The 16500-nt window shown below is 66.6% G+C and carries 15 protein-coding genes and 2 tRNA genes; 12 read left to right on the top strand and 5 right to left on the bottom strand.

Annotated elements, in window-relative coordinates:
• The first annotated feature begins 127 nt into the window (after positions 1-127).
• The gene (locus ACSYDW_RS01160) at positions 128-634 is read left to right on the top strand and encodes a single-stranded DNA-binding protein (protein WP_438336866.1); all 507 of its coding nucleotides are present in this window, start codon (positions 128-130) and stop codon (positions 632-634) included.
• Between the two features lie 125 nt (positions 635-759).
• On the top strand, positions 760-2442 hold the full coding sequence (gene ettA, locus ACSYDW_RS01155; protein ID WP_438336865.1) for an energy-dependent translational throttle protein EttA: 1683 nt from the start codon (positions 760-762) through the stop codon (positions 2440-2442).
• A 71-nt stretch (positions 2443-2513) separates the two neighbouring features.
• On the opposite strand, the gene ACSYDW_RS01150 is transcribed toward ettA, so the two are convergent.
• Positions 2514-3398, bottom strand: a complete 885-nt coding sequence (locus ACSYDW_RS01150; RefSeq protein WP_438336864.1) for an acyl-CoA thioesterase — start codon at positions 3396-3398, stop codon at positions 2514-2516.
• A 153-nt stretch (positions 3399-3551) separates the two neighbouring features.
• On the opposite strand from ACSYDW_RS01150, the gene ACSYDW_RS01145 reads away from it, so the two are divergent.
• A complete protein-coding gene (locus tag ACSYDW_RS01145; RefSeq protein ID WP_438336863.1) occupies positions 3552-4211 on the top strand; it encodes a DUF8185 domain-containing protein in 660 nt (219 codons plus the stop codon).
• A gap of 66 nt (positions 4212-4277) precedes the next feature.
• Here the strand turns inward: ACSYDW_RS01145 and ACSYDW_RS01140 are convergent, their stop codons facing one another.
• The 4 genes from ACSYDW_RS01140 to pepN all read right to left on the bottom strand — a co-directional run bounded on the left by ACSYDW_RS01140 (position 4278) and on the right by pepN (position 8784).
• A complete protein-coding gene (locus ACSYDW_RS01140) occupies positions 4278-4751 on the bottom strand; it encodes a globin (RefSeq protein ID WP_438337315.1) in 474 nt (157 codons plus the stop codon).
• Positions 4752-4951: 200 nt separating this feature from the next.
• Positions 4952-5653 (bottom strand): DNA alkylation repair protein, encoded by a 702-nt coding sequence (locus tag ACSYDW_RS01135; RefSeq protein ID WP_438336862.1) that lies wholly within the window; start codon positions 5651-5653, stop codon positions 4952-4954.
• Between the two features lie 3 nt (positions 5654-5656).
• On the bottom strand, positions 5657-6130 hold the full coding sequence (locus ACSYDW_RS01130; RefSeq protein WP_438336861.1) for an OsmC family protein: 474 nt from the start codon (positions 6128-6130) through the stop codon (positions 5657-5659).
• Positions 6131-6240: 110 nt separating this feature from the next.
• Positions 6241-8784 (bottom strand): aminopeptidase N, encoded by a 2544-nt coding sequence (pepN, locus tag ACSYDW_RS01125; RefSeq protein ID WP_438336860.1) that lies wholly within the window; start codon positions 8782-8784, stop codon positions 6241-6243.
• Positions 8785-9120: 336 nt separating this feature from the next.
• On the opposite strand from pepN, the gene ACSYDW_RS01120 reads away from it, so the two are divergent.
• The 9 genes from ACSYDW_RS01120 to clpX all read left to right on the top strand — a co-directional run bounded on the left by ACSYDW_RS01120 (position 9121) and on the right by clpX (position 16445).
• Positions 9121-9594 carry a ribose-5-phosphate isomerase gene (locus tag ACSYDW_RS01120; protein WP_438336859.1) on the top strand — a complete coding sequence of 158 codons (474 nt, stop codon included), beginning with the start codon at positions 9121-9123 and terminating at the stop codon, positions 9592-9594.
• Positions 9595-9629: 35 nt separating this feature from the next.
• Entirely contained in the window at positions 9630-10598 is a 969-nt protein-coding gene (locus tag ACSYDW_RS01115; RefSeq protein WP_438336858.1) for an Fpg/Nei family DNA glycosylase, read from the top strand.
• Positions 10599-10721: 123 nt separating this feature from the next.
• Positions 10722-10795: transfer RNA gene (locus ACSYDW_RS01110), tRNA-Gly, on the top strand.
• Between the two features lie 97 nt (positions 10796-10892).
• Positions 10893-11627, top strand: a complete 735-nt coding sequence (locus tag ACSYDW_RS01105; protein WP_438336857.1) for a lysoplasmalogenase family protein — start codon at positions 10893-10895, stop codon at positions 11625-11627.
• Positions 11628-11886: 259 nt separating this feature from the next.
• Positions 11887-11961 (top strand) — tRNA-Pro (locus ACSYDW_RS01100).
• Between the two features lie 85 nt (positions 11962-12046).
• Entirely contained in the window at positions 12047-13414 is a 1368-nt protein-coding gene (tig, locus tag ACSYDW_RS01095; RefSeq protein WP_438336856.1) for a trigger factor, read from the top strand.
• 283 nt (positions 13415-13697) lie between these two features.
• Positions 13698-14291 (top strand): ATP-dependent Clp protease proteolytic subunit, encoded by a 594-nt coding sequence (locus ACSYDW_RS01090; protein ID WP_438337314.1) that lies wholly within the window; start codon positions 13698-13700, stop codon positions 14289-14291.
• Positions 14292-14335: 44 nt separating this feature from the next.
• The gene (locus ACSYDW_RS01085) at positions 14336-14995 is read left to right on the top strand and encodes an ATP-dependent Clp protease proteolytic subunit (RefSeq protein ID WP_438336855.1); all 660 of its coding nucleotides are present in this window, start codon (positions 14336-14338) and stop codon (positions 14993-14995) included.
• A gap of 157 nt (positions 14996-15152) precedes the next feature.
• Positions 15153-16445, top strand: coding sequence for an ATP-dependent Clp protease ATP-binding subunit ClpX (clpX, locus tag ACSYDW_RS01080; RefSeq protein WP_438336854.1), 1293 nt, complete (start codon positions 15153-15155; stop codon positions 16443-16445).
• Positions 16446-16500: the final 55 nt, after the last annotated feature.

Here is a 16500-nt window from a genome sequence, read left to right as displayed (position 1 = left end):
TCCCGAGGGTGCCGGCAGCGAGGTTGTCCACAACCCGCCGGGTGGCTGCCACGGCACGGCCCCGCGGCGTCCACACTTGTCAGGTGCGGCAGGAAAGCCCTGCCGCTTCAGATCCCTGGAGGACACCATGACCGACCACGTGACGATTCGCGGTGTGGTGGGCACCGAACCGCGACTGAGCAATGGCACCAGCGGCGCGTCCATCGCCAAGTTCCGGCTGGTCAGCAACGAGCGGAGGCAGGATCCCGAGACCGGCCAGTGGGTCGACGTGCACAGCAACTGGTTCACCGTCTCGTGTTTCAGGGCCATGGCATCGAACATGCTGGCCAGCATCCACATGGGCGACCACGTCCTGGTCTACGGCAAGGTCCAGCTCCGGGAGTTCGACCGAGCCGACGGGACCCGCGGTTTCAGCGCGGACATCGAGGCGCTCGCGCTCGGCCACGATTTGCGATTCGGCATCAGCGCCTTCGAACGGGTGCGCCGCCAGGACAGCGAGGACGGGGCGGTCCGCGGGTCGCGGGGACGCCATCCGCACGGGCGTGCGGGGGAGCAGGAAGAAGAATTCACCGCCACCGGCTGGCCCGAAAACGATGCGGAAAGCACCGGCGAAGCCGACACCGACGCCGCGTGAAAGCGGGCGGCCAAGCCCCCGGACCGGGGTCTTGGCCGCCACTGTGCCCAAGAACATGGCAGACCCACCGAAACTCACCGGTGGAAATTGTGAGGAAGACTCCCCAAGGCACTAGCCTTGAGGGCATGGCGGAATTCATTTACACGATGACCAAGGCTCGCAAGGCCGTTGGCGACAAAGTCATTCTCGACGATGTCAGCATGTCGTTCTACCCAGGCGCAAAAATCGGCGTTGTGGGTCCTAACGGTGCCGGCAAGTCGACCATCCTGAAGATCATGGCGGGGCTGGACACGCCCTCCAACGGCGAGGCGCGCCTCAGCGACGGATACAGCGTCGGCATCCTGCTGCAGGAGCCGCCGCTGAACGAAGAAAAGACGGTCCTGGGCAACGTCCAGGAAGGCGTCGGCGAGATCTACGAAAAGATCACGCGCTACAACCAGATCTCCGAGGAGATGGCACAAGACGGTGCCGACTTCGACGCGCTGCTCGAGGAAATGGGCCACCTGCAGGAAGCCATCGACGCTGCCGACGCCTGGGACATCGACTCCCAGCTCGAGCAGGCGATGGACGCGCTGCAGTGCCCGCCGGGAGACTCCGATGTGACCCACCTTTCCGGTGGTGAACGTCGTCGCGTCGCACTGTGCAAACTGCTCCTGCAGAAGCCGGACCTGCTGCTGCTTGACGAGCCCACCAACCACTTGGACGCCGAGTCCGTGCTGTGGCTCGAGCAGCACCTGCAGGCCTACCACGGTGCAGTCCTGGCCGTGACCCACGACCGCTACTTCCTGGACCACGTGGCCCAGTGGATCGCCGAGGTCGACCGCGGACGCCTGATCCCGTACGAGGGCAACTACTCCACCTACCTGGAGAAGAAGCGTGAGCGCCTCGAGGTCCAGGGCAAGAAGGACGCCAAGCTGGCCAAGCGCCTGGCGGAGGAACTCGAGTGGGTCCGCTCCAACGCCAAGGGTCGCCAGACCAAGTCGAAGGCACGTCTGGCCCGCTACGAGGAGATGGCTTCGGAGGCCGAGCGCACCCGTAAGCTCGACTTCGAGGAAATCCAGATCCCCGCAGGTCCCCGCCTGGGCTCCGTGGTCATCGAGGCCAAGGACCTGAAGAAGGGCTTCGACGACCGCGTGTTGATCGACAACCTGTCCTTCTCGCTACCGCGCAACGGCATCGTGGGCGTCATCGGCCCCAACGGCGTCGGCAAGTCCACGCTGTTCAAGACCATCGTCGGCATGGAACCGCTGGACGGCGGCAACCTGCAGGTCGGCGAGACCGTGAAGATCTCCTACGTCGACCAGAACCGCGGCGGCATCGACCCGAACAAGTCGCTGTGGGAGGTCGTCTCCGACGGCCTCGACTACATGCACGTCGGCCAGGTCGAGGTTCCGTCCCGCGCCTACGTCTCGGCGTTCGGCTTCAAGGGCCCGGACCAGCAGAAGAAGGCAGGTGTGCTTTCCGGCGGTGAGCGCAACCGCCTGAACCTGGCGCTGACCCTCAAGCAGGGCGGCAACCTGCTGCTCCTCGATGAGCCCACCAACGATCTCGACGTCGAAACCCTGTCCTCGCTGGAAAACGCGTTGCTCGAGTTCCCCGGCTGCGCCGTGGTCGTCTCGCACGACCGCTGGTTCCTGGACCGGGTCGCCACCCACATCCTGGCCTACGAGGGCACGGATGAGAACCCGGCGAACTGGTACTGGTACGAGGGCAACTTCGAATCCTACGAAGCGAACAAGGTCGAGCGACTGGGCCCGGAGGCTGCAAAGCCGCACCGCGTCACCCACCGCCGCCTGACCCGCGACTAATACCGGTCAAGACAACGGCCCGGCCTACTGGATTTCCAGCGGGCCGGGCCGTTGCCGTTGGTGCCGGGGCCCTAGTCGTCGGCCGGCAGGCGGAGCATGCCCTCCTGGGCGACCGAGGCGACAAGCTGGCCGGCGCGGTTGAAGATGCGCCCGGTGCCCAGGCCGCGGGCGCCCGAGGCGCTGGGGGACTCCTGGACGTAGAGCAGCCACTCGTCGACGCGGAACGGGCGGTGCCACCACATGGCGTGGTCGAGGCTCGCCACCGACATGCCGCGGGTGATCCAGGTCAGCCCGTGGCGGCGCAGGATCGGCTCCAGCAGCGTGTAGTCGCTGGCGTAGGCCAGGGCCGCGCGGTGCAACGCGTCATCGTCGGGCATCGGCGCGGTGGTCTTCATCCAGACGGCGTTCACGGCCCGGCGGTCGCTGGGCTGCTGGAAGTACAGCGGTTCCCCGACATAGCGGATATCGAAGGGCCTGTTGTAGGCGAACTCCTGGGCCACCGGGTGGTCGATCTCGCCGATCAGGTCCGCGGTCGTCGGCAGCGTCTCCGGATCCGGCACGCCCTGCGGCATGGCGTCCTGGTGGTCAAGGCCCTCGGAGTGCTCCTGGAAGGAGGCGATCATCGAGAGGATCGGCACGCCGTTCTGGTAGGCGTGCACGCGGCGCGCGGAGAACGAGCGCCCGTCGCGCAGGCGCTGCACGCCGAAGGTGATGGGCAGCCGGGCGTCGCCGGCACGCAGGAAGTACCCGTGCATCGAGTGGATCGGGCGGTCGCCCTCCAGGGTCCGGTAGGCGGCCATGACGGACTGGCCCAGCACCTGGCCGCCGAAGACCCTGTCGCGGGCCTGTGGCGGGGTGTGTCCGACGAAAATGTCCTCGTCGGTGCGGGCCTCGCTGCCGCCCTTGAGGGACAAAAGCTCCAGCAGGGTCTCAGTGGTGGTGTTCGGTGTGCTCACGCGGGCTCCCTTGCGCAAAAGTGGTCTGGTTAGACACTATCGCCCCCGGGGCGCACCAGGCCCGTGCCGCGGCGCCGAATTGCGCGAAACGTGAAGATTCACACGGGTACGCACAGTGCCGCCCGGTGCCCGCGGCATGAAAGTATGGAAGGCATGGCCAGTGAAACAGTTGTACTGACAGACCCGGAAACCGTGGCGGACCTCGGGACCTTCCTTGCGCGCGCCCGCTCGATCGACGACGGGGCGGTGCTGGCGCAGGCGTCGGGGAACGTGCTGGCCCTCTACGTGCCGGTGCTCTTCCCGGAAAACCTCGGGGATGCCGTCCCCACCATCCTGGGCATGCGCGCCGTGGCGCTGGGCGGCCCGGCGCGGGCCGAGGGCGTGTACCCGATCTCCGCGATGACCGAGCGGCTGGCCCGGCTGGGTGCCGGCTCGCTGGACCTTGTCATGCCGCCGGTCGAGGTCGGCGCGTCCTGGGCGGGGCGGCAGGTGCCGCGCGGAGGCTGGGAGCGGCTAGCCGAGATCCCCGATGACGTGCTGCTTGAGCGCGCCGCCGAGGGCATGGGTGCCGTGGCGCAGGCATTGCCGGAGAACGCCGGCAAACCGGTGCTCGCCACGGTGCGCTCGCGCATCTGGGCCACGCCCATGCGCGACATGGAGGTTTCGATGCCGCTGGGCATGGCCTTCGGCGCGCAGGCGCTGGGCTTCCTGCGCCCGGGTGCGACCTCGGTGCTCTTCGGCTCCGGCGGCTGGCTGCGCCTGGGCAGCACCGGAGGGAACATCGTGGCCCGCCAGGGCGGCGTGCTGGGCTAGCCGGGTTCCCCGGACGGCCCCGCCTGTGCCGGCCGTGCGCAGCGGCGCGAGCCCCCTGGTCCGCGGCTAGTCCGCGGCGTTCACCAGCGAGTGGGCGGCGCGGTCGAAGTAGTCCCAGAGGGTTTCCTCCTGCAGCGGCGGAAGTGCCAGCGCATCGAGCGCGTAGCGCATGTGCCTGAGCCAGGCATCGCGGTTGTGCGAGTTGATCGTGTACGGGTGGTGGCGCATGCGCAGGCGCGGGTGGCCGCGGCGTTCGCCGTATGTCTTGGGCCCGCCCCAGTACTGCTCGAGGAACAGCTGCAGGCGCATTGCCGCCGGGCGCAGGTCCTCCTCCGGGTACATGGCGCGGAACTCGGGATCTGCGGCCACGGATTCGTAGAACTTCTCGGTCAGCTTGGCGAAGGTCTCGCGGCCGCCGACCTGGGCGTAGAACGTTCCCTCGTAGGCGGCGGGGTCGTGGTCGTCATTGGGGGAGAGCTTGCCCTCCGGCAACTGGTTGCCCAGCGAGGCGCCGACAGGGCGCAACTGCCCCAGAGGCATTCCCAAGGGGGTGTCGGTGGGCAGCAGCACGGGCTTCGGGGCGGTGGCTGCTTCGGCCTGGTTCTCGTTCACGGTGGCTCGGGTCCTTTCAGCTGCCGGTCCTGCCCGGCGTCGGTTCCTCAATTATCCCCGGTTTCCCGGCACCGCGGTGCGGGCTTTCGCGCAGGGCGTGGGCGGGCGCCGCCGACGGGGCAGGGCGCTCAGCCGCCCAGGTGCTTCGTGGCCTCGCGCAGCGAGAGCCCGCTGAGCCGCTCCCGGTGCGCATCGACCCAAGCGAGCACCCAGTCCGGGTCGGTCCTTGCATACTGGCGCAGCGACCAGCCCAGGGCCTTGCGGATGAAGAACTCCGGGTCGTCGAGGTTGCTGGCCAGCGCGTGGTCAAGCAGCGCGGTGTCCGTCCGGGCACCCAGGTGCAGCTGCGCGATCATCGCCATGCGCCGCTTCCACATGAAGTCGTCGGTGGCCCACTCCCGCAGCATCGGCTCGACGATCCCGGGGTGGGCCAGCAGGGTTTCCCCGTAGCGTCGGGAGCAGCCGTCCACGATGTCCCACCAGGCGCCCTCGACGATCATGCGTTCGTAGAGCTGCAGGAACTCCGGCCTGCCCCGGCACACCCGGTGCGCGCAGAGTTCCGCCGCGGCGTACCAGTGCTCGCGGTGCGTGGCGTTTTCCCACAGCTCGGTGGCCGCGCCCAGCCTGGCCGCGGCGGTGTCCAGCCCCGCCTCCGCGGCAAACTCCCGGGTGGCGGCGCGGACCTGGGGAACCCGCACGCCGAGGAACGGCTGCCGGCTCTTCATGTAGGCCTGCTGGCCGGCGGCCCGGCCCTCCTCGACGTGCGGGAGCAGCCGCCGCGTGAGGCGTTCGACGGTGCCCTGTCCCTCCCCGGGCCCGGTGCGAGGCACGGTTCAGGACCCGGGGGCGAGCGGCGCGTGGCGCACGGGGAAGTTGACGCTGCGGGCGATGAAGCACACCGAGTTGGCCTCGTGGTGCAGCGAATCGGCAAGCCCGCGCTGGGATTCGTCGGCCAGCTCCACCACCGGGTGCAGGGTGGCCTCAAGGAACTCGCCGCTGCCGTCGCGGTTCAGCCGCAGCGTGCCCGTGGCGGCGCCGTCGTACCCGGTGACCACCACGCCGTGCTTCACCGCCACGTGCAGGTAGGAGAGCATGTGGCACTGGCTCAGCGCCGCGAGCAGCAGCTGTTCGGGGTTCCAGCGGTCGCGGTCGCCGTGGAAGGTCGGGTCGGCGGTGCCCGGGAGGTCCGGGAGCCCCGCGGCGGAGACCACGTGGTCGCGGCCGTAGCCGCGGTAGCTGGAGGTGCCCGCCCCGCGGTTGCCGGTCCAGTGGATGGAGACGGAGTAGTTGTGCAGTGCCAGGTTCATGGTTCCATTCTCTTCCAGGTGCGCCCGGCGGACGCAACTCGTGACAAGGCGCGAGGGGGCCGTGCGGGATGGTTGCCCGCACGACCCCCTTCCGGCGATGGCGCCGGGTGCTACTTGTCGGCTGCCTGGGCGGCCAGGGAGCGGACGACGCCGTCGCGGGCCTCGAGGACCAGGCGGCGCAGCGCGCGCGAGCCGTCATCGAGCGTCGCCAGGAACGCGTCCGTCGCATCCAGGGTCCCCTGGCTGGTCTGCGCGGCGGGGTAGAGTCCGACGACGATCTGCTGGGCGATCTCGTAGCTCTTGGTGTCCCACGCGGTGCGGGCCGCCTCGAAGTAGGTGCCGGTGTAGCCGGCGATCAGCGAGGCGTCGTGCACGCGGTTGAAGCCGGCGATCGCGGCGCGCTGCTCGAGGTTGGAGAGTTCCCCGTCCAGGATGGCGTGCCACGCGGCGGCCTTGGCCTCGGCCGTCGGGATGGCGGCGCGTGCGGCCTGTGCGGCCTGCTGGCCGTTGGCCGTGTTGTCGCGCGCCAGCTCGGCGTCGATTTCCGGCACTCCCGCGCGGCCACCGGCGGCGAGCGAGGAGAGCAGCTCCCAGCGCAGGTCGGCGTCGACCTCGAGGCCCTCGAGCACCAGCGTGCCTTCAAGCAGCGCGGCGACGGAATCAAGCTGTGCGGGCGAGCCGGCGCGCAGGGCGAAGGCCTTGGCGAACTGCAGCTGCGAGTCCGAGCCCGCCGCCGCCTCGTTGGCCAGCTCCCAGAGGCGGTCCGCGGCGCGGGTTCCCGCCTCCGCGGCGACCGAGCGGTCGACGTAGAAGTCCAGGGCGGTGTTCAGCTGGCGCAGCAGCACCATGACCACCGAGGAGTCGGACTCGTGGCCGATGTTGTTAAGCACCAGGTCGACGTAGGCGCGCGCCGGGGTTTCGGCGTCGCGCGCCGCATCCCAGGCGGCACCCCAGACCAGCGTGCGCGGCAGCGAGGAGGCGAAGTCCTTGAGGTGGTTGGTGGCGGTGGCCAGCGAGTCCTCGTCCAGGCGGATCTTGGCGTAGGCCAGGTCGTCGTCGTTGACCAGCACGAGCGCCGGGCGCTTGAGCCCGATGAGGGCCTCGACGGTGGTGGAATCGCCGGCGACGTCGAGTTCCTCGCGGTGCACGCGTACCAGCTTGCCGGCCTCGTCGAAGTCGTAGAAGCCGACGGCCAGGCGGTGCGGGCGGATCACCGGGTGTTCGGCGACGGCGCCCTGGGTGATCTCGAACCCGGTGATGGTTCCGTTGTCGTCGGTGGAGATCTGTGCACGCAGGGTGTTGACCCCGGCGGTCTCCAGCCACTGCTCGGACCACTTGGCCAGGTCGCGGCCGGAGGCATCCTCGAGCTCGCGCATGAGGTCCGGCAGCTCGGTGTTCTTCCAGGAGTGCTTGGCGAAGTAGCTGCGCACGCCGGCCATGAACTGTTCCTGGCCGACCCAGGCGACAAGCTGGCGCAGCACGGAGGCGCCCTTGGCGTAGGTGATCCCGTCGAAGTTGACCTGCACGTCCTCGAGGTCCTTGATCTCGGCGACGATCGGGTGCGTGGAGGGCAGCTGGTCCTGGCGGTAGGCCCAGGTCTTCTCCATGATGTTGAACGTGGTCCAGGACTGCGTGAACTCGGTGTTCTGCGCGGCGGCCAGCGTGGACATGAACTCGGCGAACGACTCGTTCAGCCACAGGTCGTTCCACCAGCGCATGGTCACCAGGTCGCCGAACCACATGTGCGCGAGTTCGTGCAGCACGGTGATGGCGCGGCGTTCCACCATGGCTTCGGTCGGGCGGGAACGGAAGACGTAGGACTCGAGGAACGTCACGGCGCCGGCGTTTTCCATGGCGCCGGCGTTGAACTCCGGCACGAAGAGCTGGTCGTACTTCTCGAACGGGTACGGGGTGCCGAACTGCGCCTCGAAGAACTCGAAGCCCTGGCGGGTGAGCGTGAAGATGTTCTCCGCGTCCAGGTGCTCCATGAGCGAGGCGCGGGCGAAGACGCCCAGCGGGATGGTGCGGCCGTCGCTGCTGGTCAGCTCGGAGCGCACGGCGCGGTACGGGCCCGCGACGAGCGCGGTGATGTAGGAGGAGATGCGCGCGGTCGGGGCGAAGGCCCAGGTCTTGGCTCCCTCGTGGGCGGGGACGGGCTCCGGGGTGGTGGAGTTGGAGATGACGTCCCAGTGTTCCGGCGCGGTGACGGTGAAGGCGAAGGTGGCTTTCAGGTCGGGCTGCTCGAAGACGGCGAACATCCGGCGGGAGTCGGGAACCTCGAACTGCGAGTAGAGGTAGACCTCCCCGTCGACGGGGTCCACGAAGCGGTGCAGGCCCTCGCCGGTGTTCATGTACAGCGCGTCGGCGTCGACGACCAGGACGTTCTCGGCCGCGAGGTCCGGAAGCGCGATGCGCACGCCGTCGGAAACCACGGCCGGGTCGAGTTCGACGCCGTTGAGGTTCACCGAGCGCACGCCCGCGGTCACGGCGTCGATGAAGGTGCTGGATCCCGGCACGGCGCCGAAGCGCACGGTGGTGCGGGATCCGAAGACGGTGTCCGACCCGGTGAGGTCCAGCGCGACCTCGTAGGAATCGACGCTGACGAGTTCCGCGCGGGTCTGTGCTTCTTCGCGGGTGAGGTTCATTCCTGGCATGGTCGGCTCAGGCACCTTTCGGTCGGGAAATGCGGCATGGGTGGTTCGACTGCGTGTTCGACGGGCCGCACGCACCCGGACCGCAGGTGTGAAGCAAACCTTGAACAATGTGCCCATTCTCTCACCACGACCCCACCGGGCCGCAAGTGTGAACCACCTGTCGGACGAAAATCGTCATGCGCCACGGACCACGGGGGGGGCGGTCCCTCTCCGCAGTGCCCCGCCGCACCGCCTGCCCACGGGCCCCCGATCCAGGTGTCACGAACTTAGCGTCGTCCCGAGGGTGCGGATAAACTGGAGCCGAACTTTCCCCACAAGCGTCTAAGGACTTGTCACATGCGCGTTCACATCGCCACCGACCACGCCGGCCTCGAGCTCAGCGCCCACCTCATCGAGCACCTCGCGGCCAGGGGCTACGAGATGGTCGACCACGGTCCGACCGCCTACGACGCCGAGGACGACTACCCCTCCTTCTGCATCAACGCCGCCCTGGCCGTCGTGGCGGACCAGGCCGAGGGCCTCGACTCCCTGGGCATCGTGCTCGGCGGCTCGGGCAACGGAGAACAGATCGCGGCCAACAAGGTCGTCGGCATCCGCGCGGCGCTGGCCTGGAACCTGGACACCGCGCGACTGGCCCGCGAACACAACAACGCCAACGTTGTGGCCGTGGGCGGCCGCCAGCACTCCCTCGAGGAAGCCACCGGCATCATCGAGGCGTTCCTGAACGAGCCGTTCTCCAACGTCGAGCGCCACATCCGCCGCATCGGCAAGATCGCCACCTACGAGACCACCGGCGAGGTCGTGGCCTAACCGGGCCGCACCGCCGCGCCGGACCGCACAGAAACATGCCAGAAGGCCACTCGGTACATCGACTTGCCCGCCAGTTCGACGACGTCTTTGGCGGGCAGGTCCTTGCCGTGTCCTCGCCGCAGGGACGGTTCGCGCCCGCCGCGAAGCTGATCGACGGGCAGCATCTGCTCTCTTCGCACGCCCATGGCAAGCAACTCTTCCTGGGCTTCGGGAACGACCTGGTCCTGCGCGTGCACCTGGGGCTCTACGGCGCCTGGAGTTTCGGGGGAGACGGGCACTTCTCCGGGGCTTCCTCGATCGGCGCACCCCGCCGCGTGGGGGAGTCGGAGCAGGCTTCCTCGACCGACGGGCAGCCCTACGACGGCCCGCCGGAACCCGTGGGCCAGGTCCGCGCCCGGATGGTCTCCGCCCACGGCTGGGCGGACCTGCGCGGCCCCACGGCCTGCGAGGTACTCACCGAGGAGCAGGCGGCTGTCGTCCGCGCCAAGCTCGGACCCGACCCGCTCACCGCCGCGGCCGGGGAATTCAACCTGGCCAAGGGCCGCGGTTCGCGCGCCGAGGTTGCCGAGGATGCGCGGGCCGCACAGGTGGAATTCGTCACCCGCCTGTCAAAGAAGAAGACCCCGATCGGGACCGCGCTGATGGACCAGGGACTGCTGGCAGGCGTCGGCAACATCTACCGCGCCGAGACGCTCTTCCGCTGCAACATCGACCCGTTCATGCCGTGCAACCAGCTCTCCGCGCCCCGCGCCGCCGCCCTGTGGGACGACATCGTGTCCATCATGGAGGACGGTGTGCGGATGGGGAAGATCATCACCACCCGACCCGGCGACCGCACCGGCACCGGCCCCCTCTGGCCGGACGACGCCTACTACACCTACCAGCGCCAAAACCTGCAATGCCGGGTGTGCGATGCCGGGATCGCCTTGGCGGAGGTCGCCGGCCGGAAGCTCTACTGGTGCCCCGGATGCCAGCCCAAGGCCCGCCGGCGCGCCTCCCGCTAGGTCGGCCGGACGTGCGTACTTGCGCGGTGACAAGGATCGGGGCGGTTGGAAGCGCCGATTTGCACAGTGCGGAAATGTGGTGCTAAGGTTTTATCCGTTGCCACCGACGAGGTGAAACAACACGGGGATGTAGCTTAATGGTAAAGCCTCAGTCTTCCAAACTGATTACGCGGGTTCGATTCCCGTCATCCCCTCCAACGAGCGGCCCGGTTTCCATGGAAACCGGGCCGCTTTTTCGTGCAACCGGCCGTTTTGCAGCGGCCCACCCGCGAACGGGCGGCATAGGGTTCTTCCATGCTCAGATTCACAGCCCCGGACCGGGTGCCGCGCTGGCCCTACGCGCCCTTCGGGATATTGACCCTTCTGCACCTGTATGCCCAGGCCACCGGCGCAGAGGCCCTGGCAAGCTGGACGAAGGCCTGGCTGATGCTGGCCTTGCTGCTGGCATTCCTGCTGACGGTGCCACGCGGTACCTGGCTGACAACGGCCTTGGGGGCCACGGCTTTGCTCGGATCCAGCCTCGGGGACAACTCGGACCTGGGCGGCGAGGAATTCCTGCGGGGACTGGGCGCCTTTGCCGTCGCGCACCTCGCCTACATCGTCCTCTTCTCATGGGGCCTGGGGCTGCGGTTGGGCCAGGCCCGGAAATGGACGTTGCTCTACCTGCCCTTGGTCCTTGCCATCCTGTCCGCGGTGCTTCCCCACGCCGGAGCCATGGCTCCGGCCGTCGCCGTCTATGCATCGCTGATCCTGACGATGGCCGCGCTGGGAAGCGCAGGCAACGGCGCAACGGCATGGGGTTCGGCGCTGTTCGTGGCCTCGGATTCCGTCCTGTCCCTTGACCTCTTCGTGCCGGGGTTCGATTTTTGGCAGATCGACCTGGTCATCATGGCCACCTACACGATTGGCCAGGGACTCATCATCTACGGCGTGGTCCGGATGCTTCGTGAACTGCCGGCGGCACCCGTCCCCGGCGCCGAGGCTGGGGGTGGCGGCAACCTGGGATCAACACCGCATCCGGCACGGTAATCCTCGTCACATGCGGCGTTGAAAAGCATGGGAAATCAATGTTTTGAGCGCCGCAAGCGGGGGAGAGCCGCGTTTTTGGGCCGTCAAACCGGGATTTTCTCCAAGTGTTCACCGGGATTCCGCGGAAGCAATACCCGAATTGGGTTTTCGGCCAACTCCTAGTATGTTTGTTCCGCGCCGTCGACGAAATCCAAACTTCTGGTTGACGGGCCGATTAGTGGAAACACGCAGGTTCTGCATAGAATGTTTCTGCACTAATCGGGGTGTAGCTCAGCTTGGCTAGAGCGCGCGCTTTGGGAGCGTGAGGTCGCAGGTTCGAATCCTGTCACCCCGACTCTGTACCTTCAACCCCGCAACGGATGCCGTTGCGGGGTTGAAGTCCAGTTAGACCAAACCCCAGACACCAGGAGTACAACGCTGTGAAGAGCGCCGTCGAAACCCTCAACCCTACCCGGGTCAAGCTCACCGTTGAAGTTCCCTACGAGGAATTGAAGCCGCGCATTGATGAGGCTTACAAGACCATCGCCAAGCAGATCCAGGTTCCCGGCTTCCGTGCCGGCAAGGTACCGTCCCGCATGATTGATCAGCGCGTGGGCCGTGGCTACGTCCTGGAGACCGCTATCAACGAGGGCATGAACACCTACTACCAGCAGGCCGTGACCGAGAACGAGATCGTTCCGCTGTCGCGTCCCGAGGTGGAAATCACCGAGACCCCGTCCGCAGAGACCGCCGGCGAGGGCCAGCTTGCCTTCCAGGTCGAGATCGACATCCGTCCGAGCATCGAGCTCCCGGAATACAAGGGCCTCGAAGTTACCGTTGAAGCCCTCGAAGCCGGCGAAGACGACATCGAAAAGGCACTCGAGGACCTGCGCGGCCGCTTCGGCACGCTGAAGACCATCGAGCGCCCGGCCGCCGACCAGGACTTCATCACCCTTGACCTGGTTGCCAGCGTTGACGGCGAAGAGATCGACTCCGCTACCGGCCTTTCCTACCAGGTTGGCTCGGGCACCATGCTTGAGGGCATGGACGAGGCCGTTACCGGCCTGTCCGCCGGCGAGGATGCAACCTTCGAGACCAAGCTGGCCGGCGGCGAGCACGCAGGTGCCGACGCACAGGTCAAGGTCACCGTTACCGCCGTCAAGGAGCGCGAGCTTCCCGAGGCCAACGACGACTTTGCTCAGCTGGCTTCCGAGTTCGACACCATGGCCGAACTGCGCGAATCCCTCGCCAAGGACGCCGCAGAGTCCAAGGTCATGGAGCAGGGCGTTGCCGCCCGCGACCTCGTTCTGGAGAAGCTGCTGGCTCTCGTCGAGGTTCCGGTTCCGGAATCCGTCATCACCGAGCAGGTTGAGCAGCACTTCGAACAGGGTGCCCACAACGAAGGTGAAGAGCACGACACCGAAGAGCACCGCACCGAGGTTCGCGAGAACACCGAAAAGGCCTTCAAGAACGAGATCGTTCTCGACGCCGTTGCCGAAGCAGAGAAGATTGGCGTTGCCCAGTCCGAACTGATCGACTACATCGTCCAGACCGCAAGCCAGTACGGCATGGATCCGAACCAGTTCGCGCAGATGCTCGACGGTGCCGGCCAGGTCCCGATGCTGGTTGGCGAAGTTCGCCGCCGCAAGGCACTTGCAAAGGTCCTGGAACTGGCAGTGGTCACCGACTCCAAGGGCAACGTCGTTGACCTGAGCTCGTTCGTCAGCGCAGAGGGCGACGAGGACTCCGCTTCCTCGGCATCGTCCGCTTCCTCCGCCTCCTCGGCTTCGGCAGCATCCGCAGAGTAACTCCTGCACCGCCCCGGCGGTAGCTTTTCCCGATCGCGGGGTCACCATGTGTGGCCCCGCGATTGTTCTTTAAGCCCACGGCACAGGGGTTTTCGCCGAGGGCGCACACACCGTCTGCGACCCATGCGCCGACAGCGAACAGCTGCCGTTGAGCTCCCAAAGTCGCTTGCCAAGGCAGTAATGTTCAAAGAAGTAAAGAGCCAGTGGCCCGACGGACAGAACATCGGGGCACGGCATCACGGAGAGGTATCAGAACATGTCCAGTGACTCCCGCACTCCCACGATGGCTTCGGTAGACCCGGCCGCACGTGAGGACTACATCTACAATCGACTCCTCAAGGAGCGGATCATCTGGCTCGGCTCGGAAGTCCGAGACGACAATGCGAACGCCATTTGCTCGCAGCTGCTCCTGCTCTCCGCGGAGGACCCGGAGAAGGATATCTACCTGTACATCAACTCCCCGGGCGGATCCATCACCGCGGGCATGGCGATCTACGACACCATGCAGTACATCCCGAACGACGTGGTGACCGTGGCAACCGGCCTTGCCGCATCCATGGGACAGTTCCTGCTCTCCTCGGGCACCCCGGGCAAGCGCTACGCCACCCCGAACGCCCGCATCCTGATGCACCAGCCTTCCGGCGGCATCGGCGGCACGGCTTCGGACATCCGCATCCAGGCGGAACTGATCCTTCACATGAAGAAGGTCATGAGCGAGCTGACCGCGGCACAGACCGGCCAGACCGTTGACACCATCCTCAAGGACAACGAGCGCGACAAGTGGTTCACGGCCACCGAGGGCCTCGAATACGGCTTCTTTGACCACATCGCCCAGTCCTCCGGCATCGTCTCCGGTGGCGGCGGGGTCGCGAAGTAACGCGACGGAATCCAGCAGACCCAACTGATTTCCCAGGAGAAACGATGAATTTCACCCCGCACGCCACCTCCGGCGAAATGCCCTCGGCACGCTACATCCTTCCGCAGTTCGAGGAGCGCACCCCCTACGGGTTCAAGCGCCAGGATCCGTACGCGAAGCTCTTTGAAGACCGCATCATCTTCCTCGGTGCACAGGTCGACGATGCCTCGGCCGACGACGTCATGGCCCAGTTGCTCGTTCTCGAGTCCATGGACCCGGAACGCGACATCACGCTGTACATCAACTCCCCGGGTGGCTCGTTCACGGCAATGACGGCCATCTACGACACGATGCAGTTCATCCGCCCCGAGGTCCAGACCGTGTGCCTCGGCCAGGCAGCCAGCGCCGCCGCCGTGTTGCTCGCAGGCGGTGCACCGGGCAAGCGCCTCGCGCTTCCCAACGCCCGCATCCTGATCCACCAGCCGGCAATGGGCGGCGGCGAACGCGGCACCGCGTCGGACCTGCAGATCCAGGCCGAAGAAGTCATGCGCATGCGCTCCTGGTTGGAGACCACCCTTGCCGGGCACAGCAACAAGTCCGAGGAGGAAGTCGGAAACGACATCGAACGCGACCTCTACATGACGGCAGAGGAAGCAAAGGCCTACGGCCTGATCGACGAGGTGCTTACGCCGCGTAAGATCAAGCCACAGGCGATTTCGCACTAATGTAGCGTCGGCAGCGGGTGGTGTGGGGTGCGGGGAAGTCGCACCACGCACCGCCCGTTCGTCCATTCCGGCGCTCCTCTGTCATAGAGTTAATACAGTTCAGCATCGCCGGCCCCTCGGGTCGGTTCTACCGGTACCAGATAAGGGGACCACCACTATGGCACGCATGGGTGAAGGGTCTGATCTGCTCAAGTGTTCCTTCTGCGGGAAGAGCCAGAAGCAGGTTCGCAAGCTCATTGCCGGGCACGGCGTCTACATCTGCACCGAGTGCATCGAACTCTGCAACGAGATCATCGAGGAAGAACTTGCCGAGGTCGAGGAGGGAACGGCCTTCGAGCTGCCCAAGCCCAAGGAGATCTTCGACTCGATGCAGGAGTACGTCATCGGGCAGGAGGGCGCCAAGCGTTCCCTGGCCGTGGCCGTGTACAACCACTACAAGCGCATCCAGGGCGGTGCCGCCGCCAAGACGGTGTCAGCGCTCTCCGATGCCAACTCGCTGGATGAAGTCGAAGTCGCCAAGTCCAACATCCTGCTCATCGGCCCCACCGGCTGCGGCAAGACCTACCTGGCCCAGACCCTCGCCCGCCGGCTCAACGTGCCCTTTGCCGTGGCCGATGCCACGGCACTGACGGAGGCCGGCTACGTGGGCGAGGACGTGGAAAACATTCTCCTCAAGCTCATCCAGGCAGCGGACTACGATGTGAAGAAGGCCGAACAGGGCATCATCTACATCGACGAGATCGACAAGATTTCCCGCAAGAGCGAAAACCCCTCCATCACCCGCGACGTGTCAGGCGAGGGCGTACAGCAGGCACTGCTGAAGATCCTCGAAGGAACCGTTGCCGCGGTCCCGCCGCAGGGCGGGCGCAAGCATCCGCACCAGGAATTCATCCAGCTCGACACGACAAACGTGCTGTTCATTGTCGCGGGTGCCTTCGCCGGCTTGGAGGAGATCATTTCCTCCCGCGCCGGGCGCAAGGGAATCGGGTTCGGGGCCCCGCTTTCGGCGCTCAAGTCGGAGGAAGCCTCCTATGCGGACGTGCGGCCCGAGGACCTGCTGAAGTTCGGGTTGATCCCCGAGTTCATCGGCCGCCTGCCCGTCATTACCACCGTGGAAAAGCTCGATCGCGACGCGTTGATCAAGATCCTCAGTGAACCGAAGAACGCCCTGATTAAGCAGTACCAGAAGATGTTCAGGATGGACGGGGTCGAGCTCACTTTCGAGCCCGGGGCCCTCGAAGCGATCGCCGACCTGGCCTTGGCCCGCGCCACCGGGGCACGCGGCCTTCGTGCGATACTTGAAGAAACCCTCAGCGCCACGATGTTTGAGATGCCCAGCCGCGACGACGTCGCCGAGGTCATCATCACGGCGGATGTCGTGGTCAATGGCGCAGAACCCACCCTGATCTCCGAGCAGCTGGCCGCCAAGCGCGGCAAGAAGTCGGCCTGATCCTCCACCGATCAAAGCCGGCCCTGCGGGGCGGCCCAACCAAGTCCACAAAGGA

The sequence above is a fragment of the Paeniglutamicibacter selenitireducens genome (genome assembly GCF_051550675.1).
In the GTDB taxonomy this organism is placed as follows: Bacteria; Actinomycetota; Actinomycetes; order Actinomycetales; family Micrococcaceae; genus Paeniglutamicibacter.
This window is presented reverse-complemented; position numbering and strand designations above follow the sequence as displayed.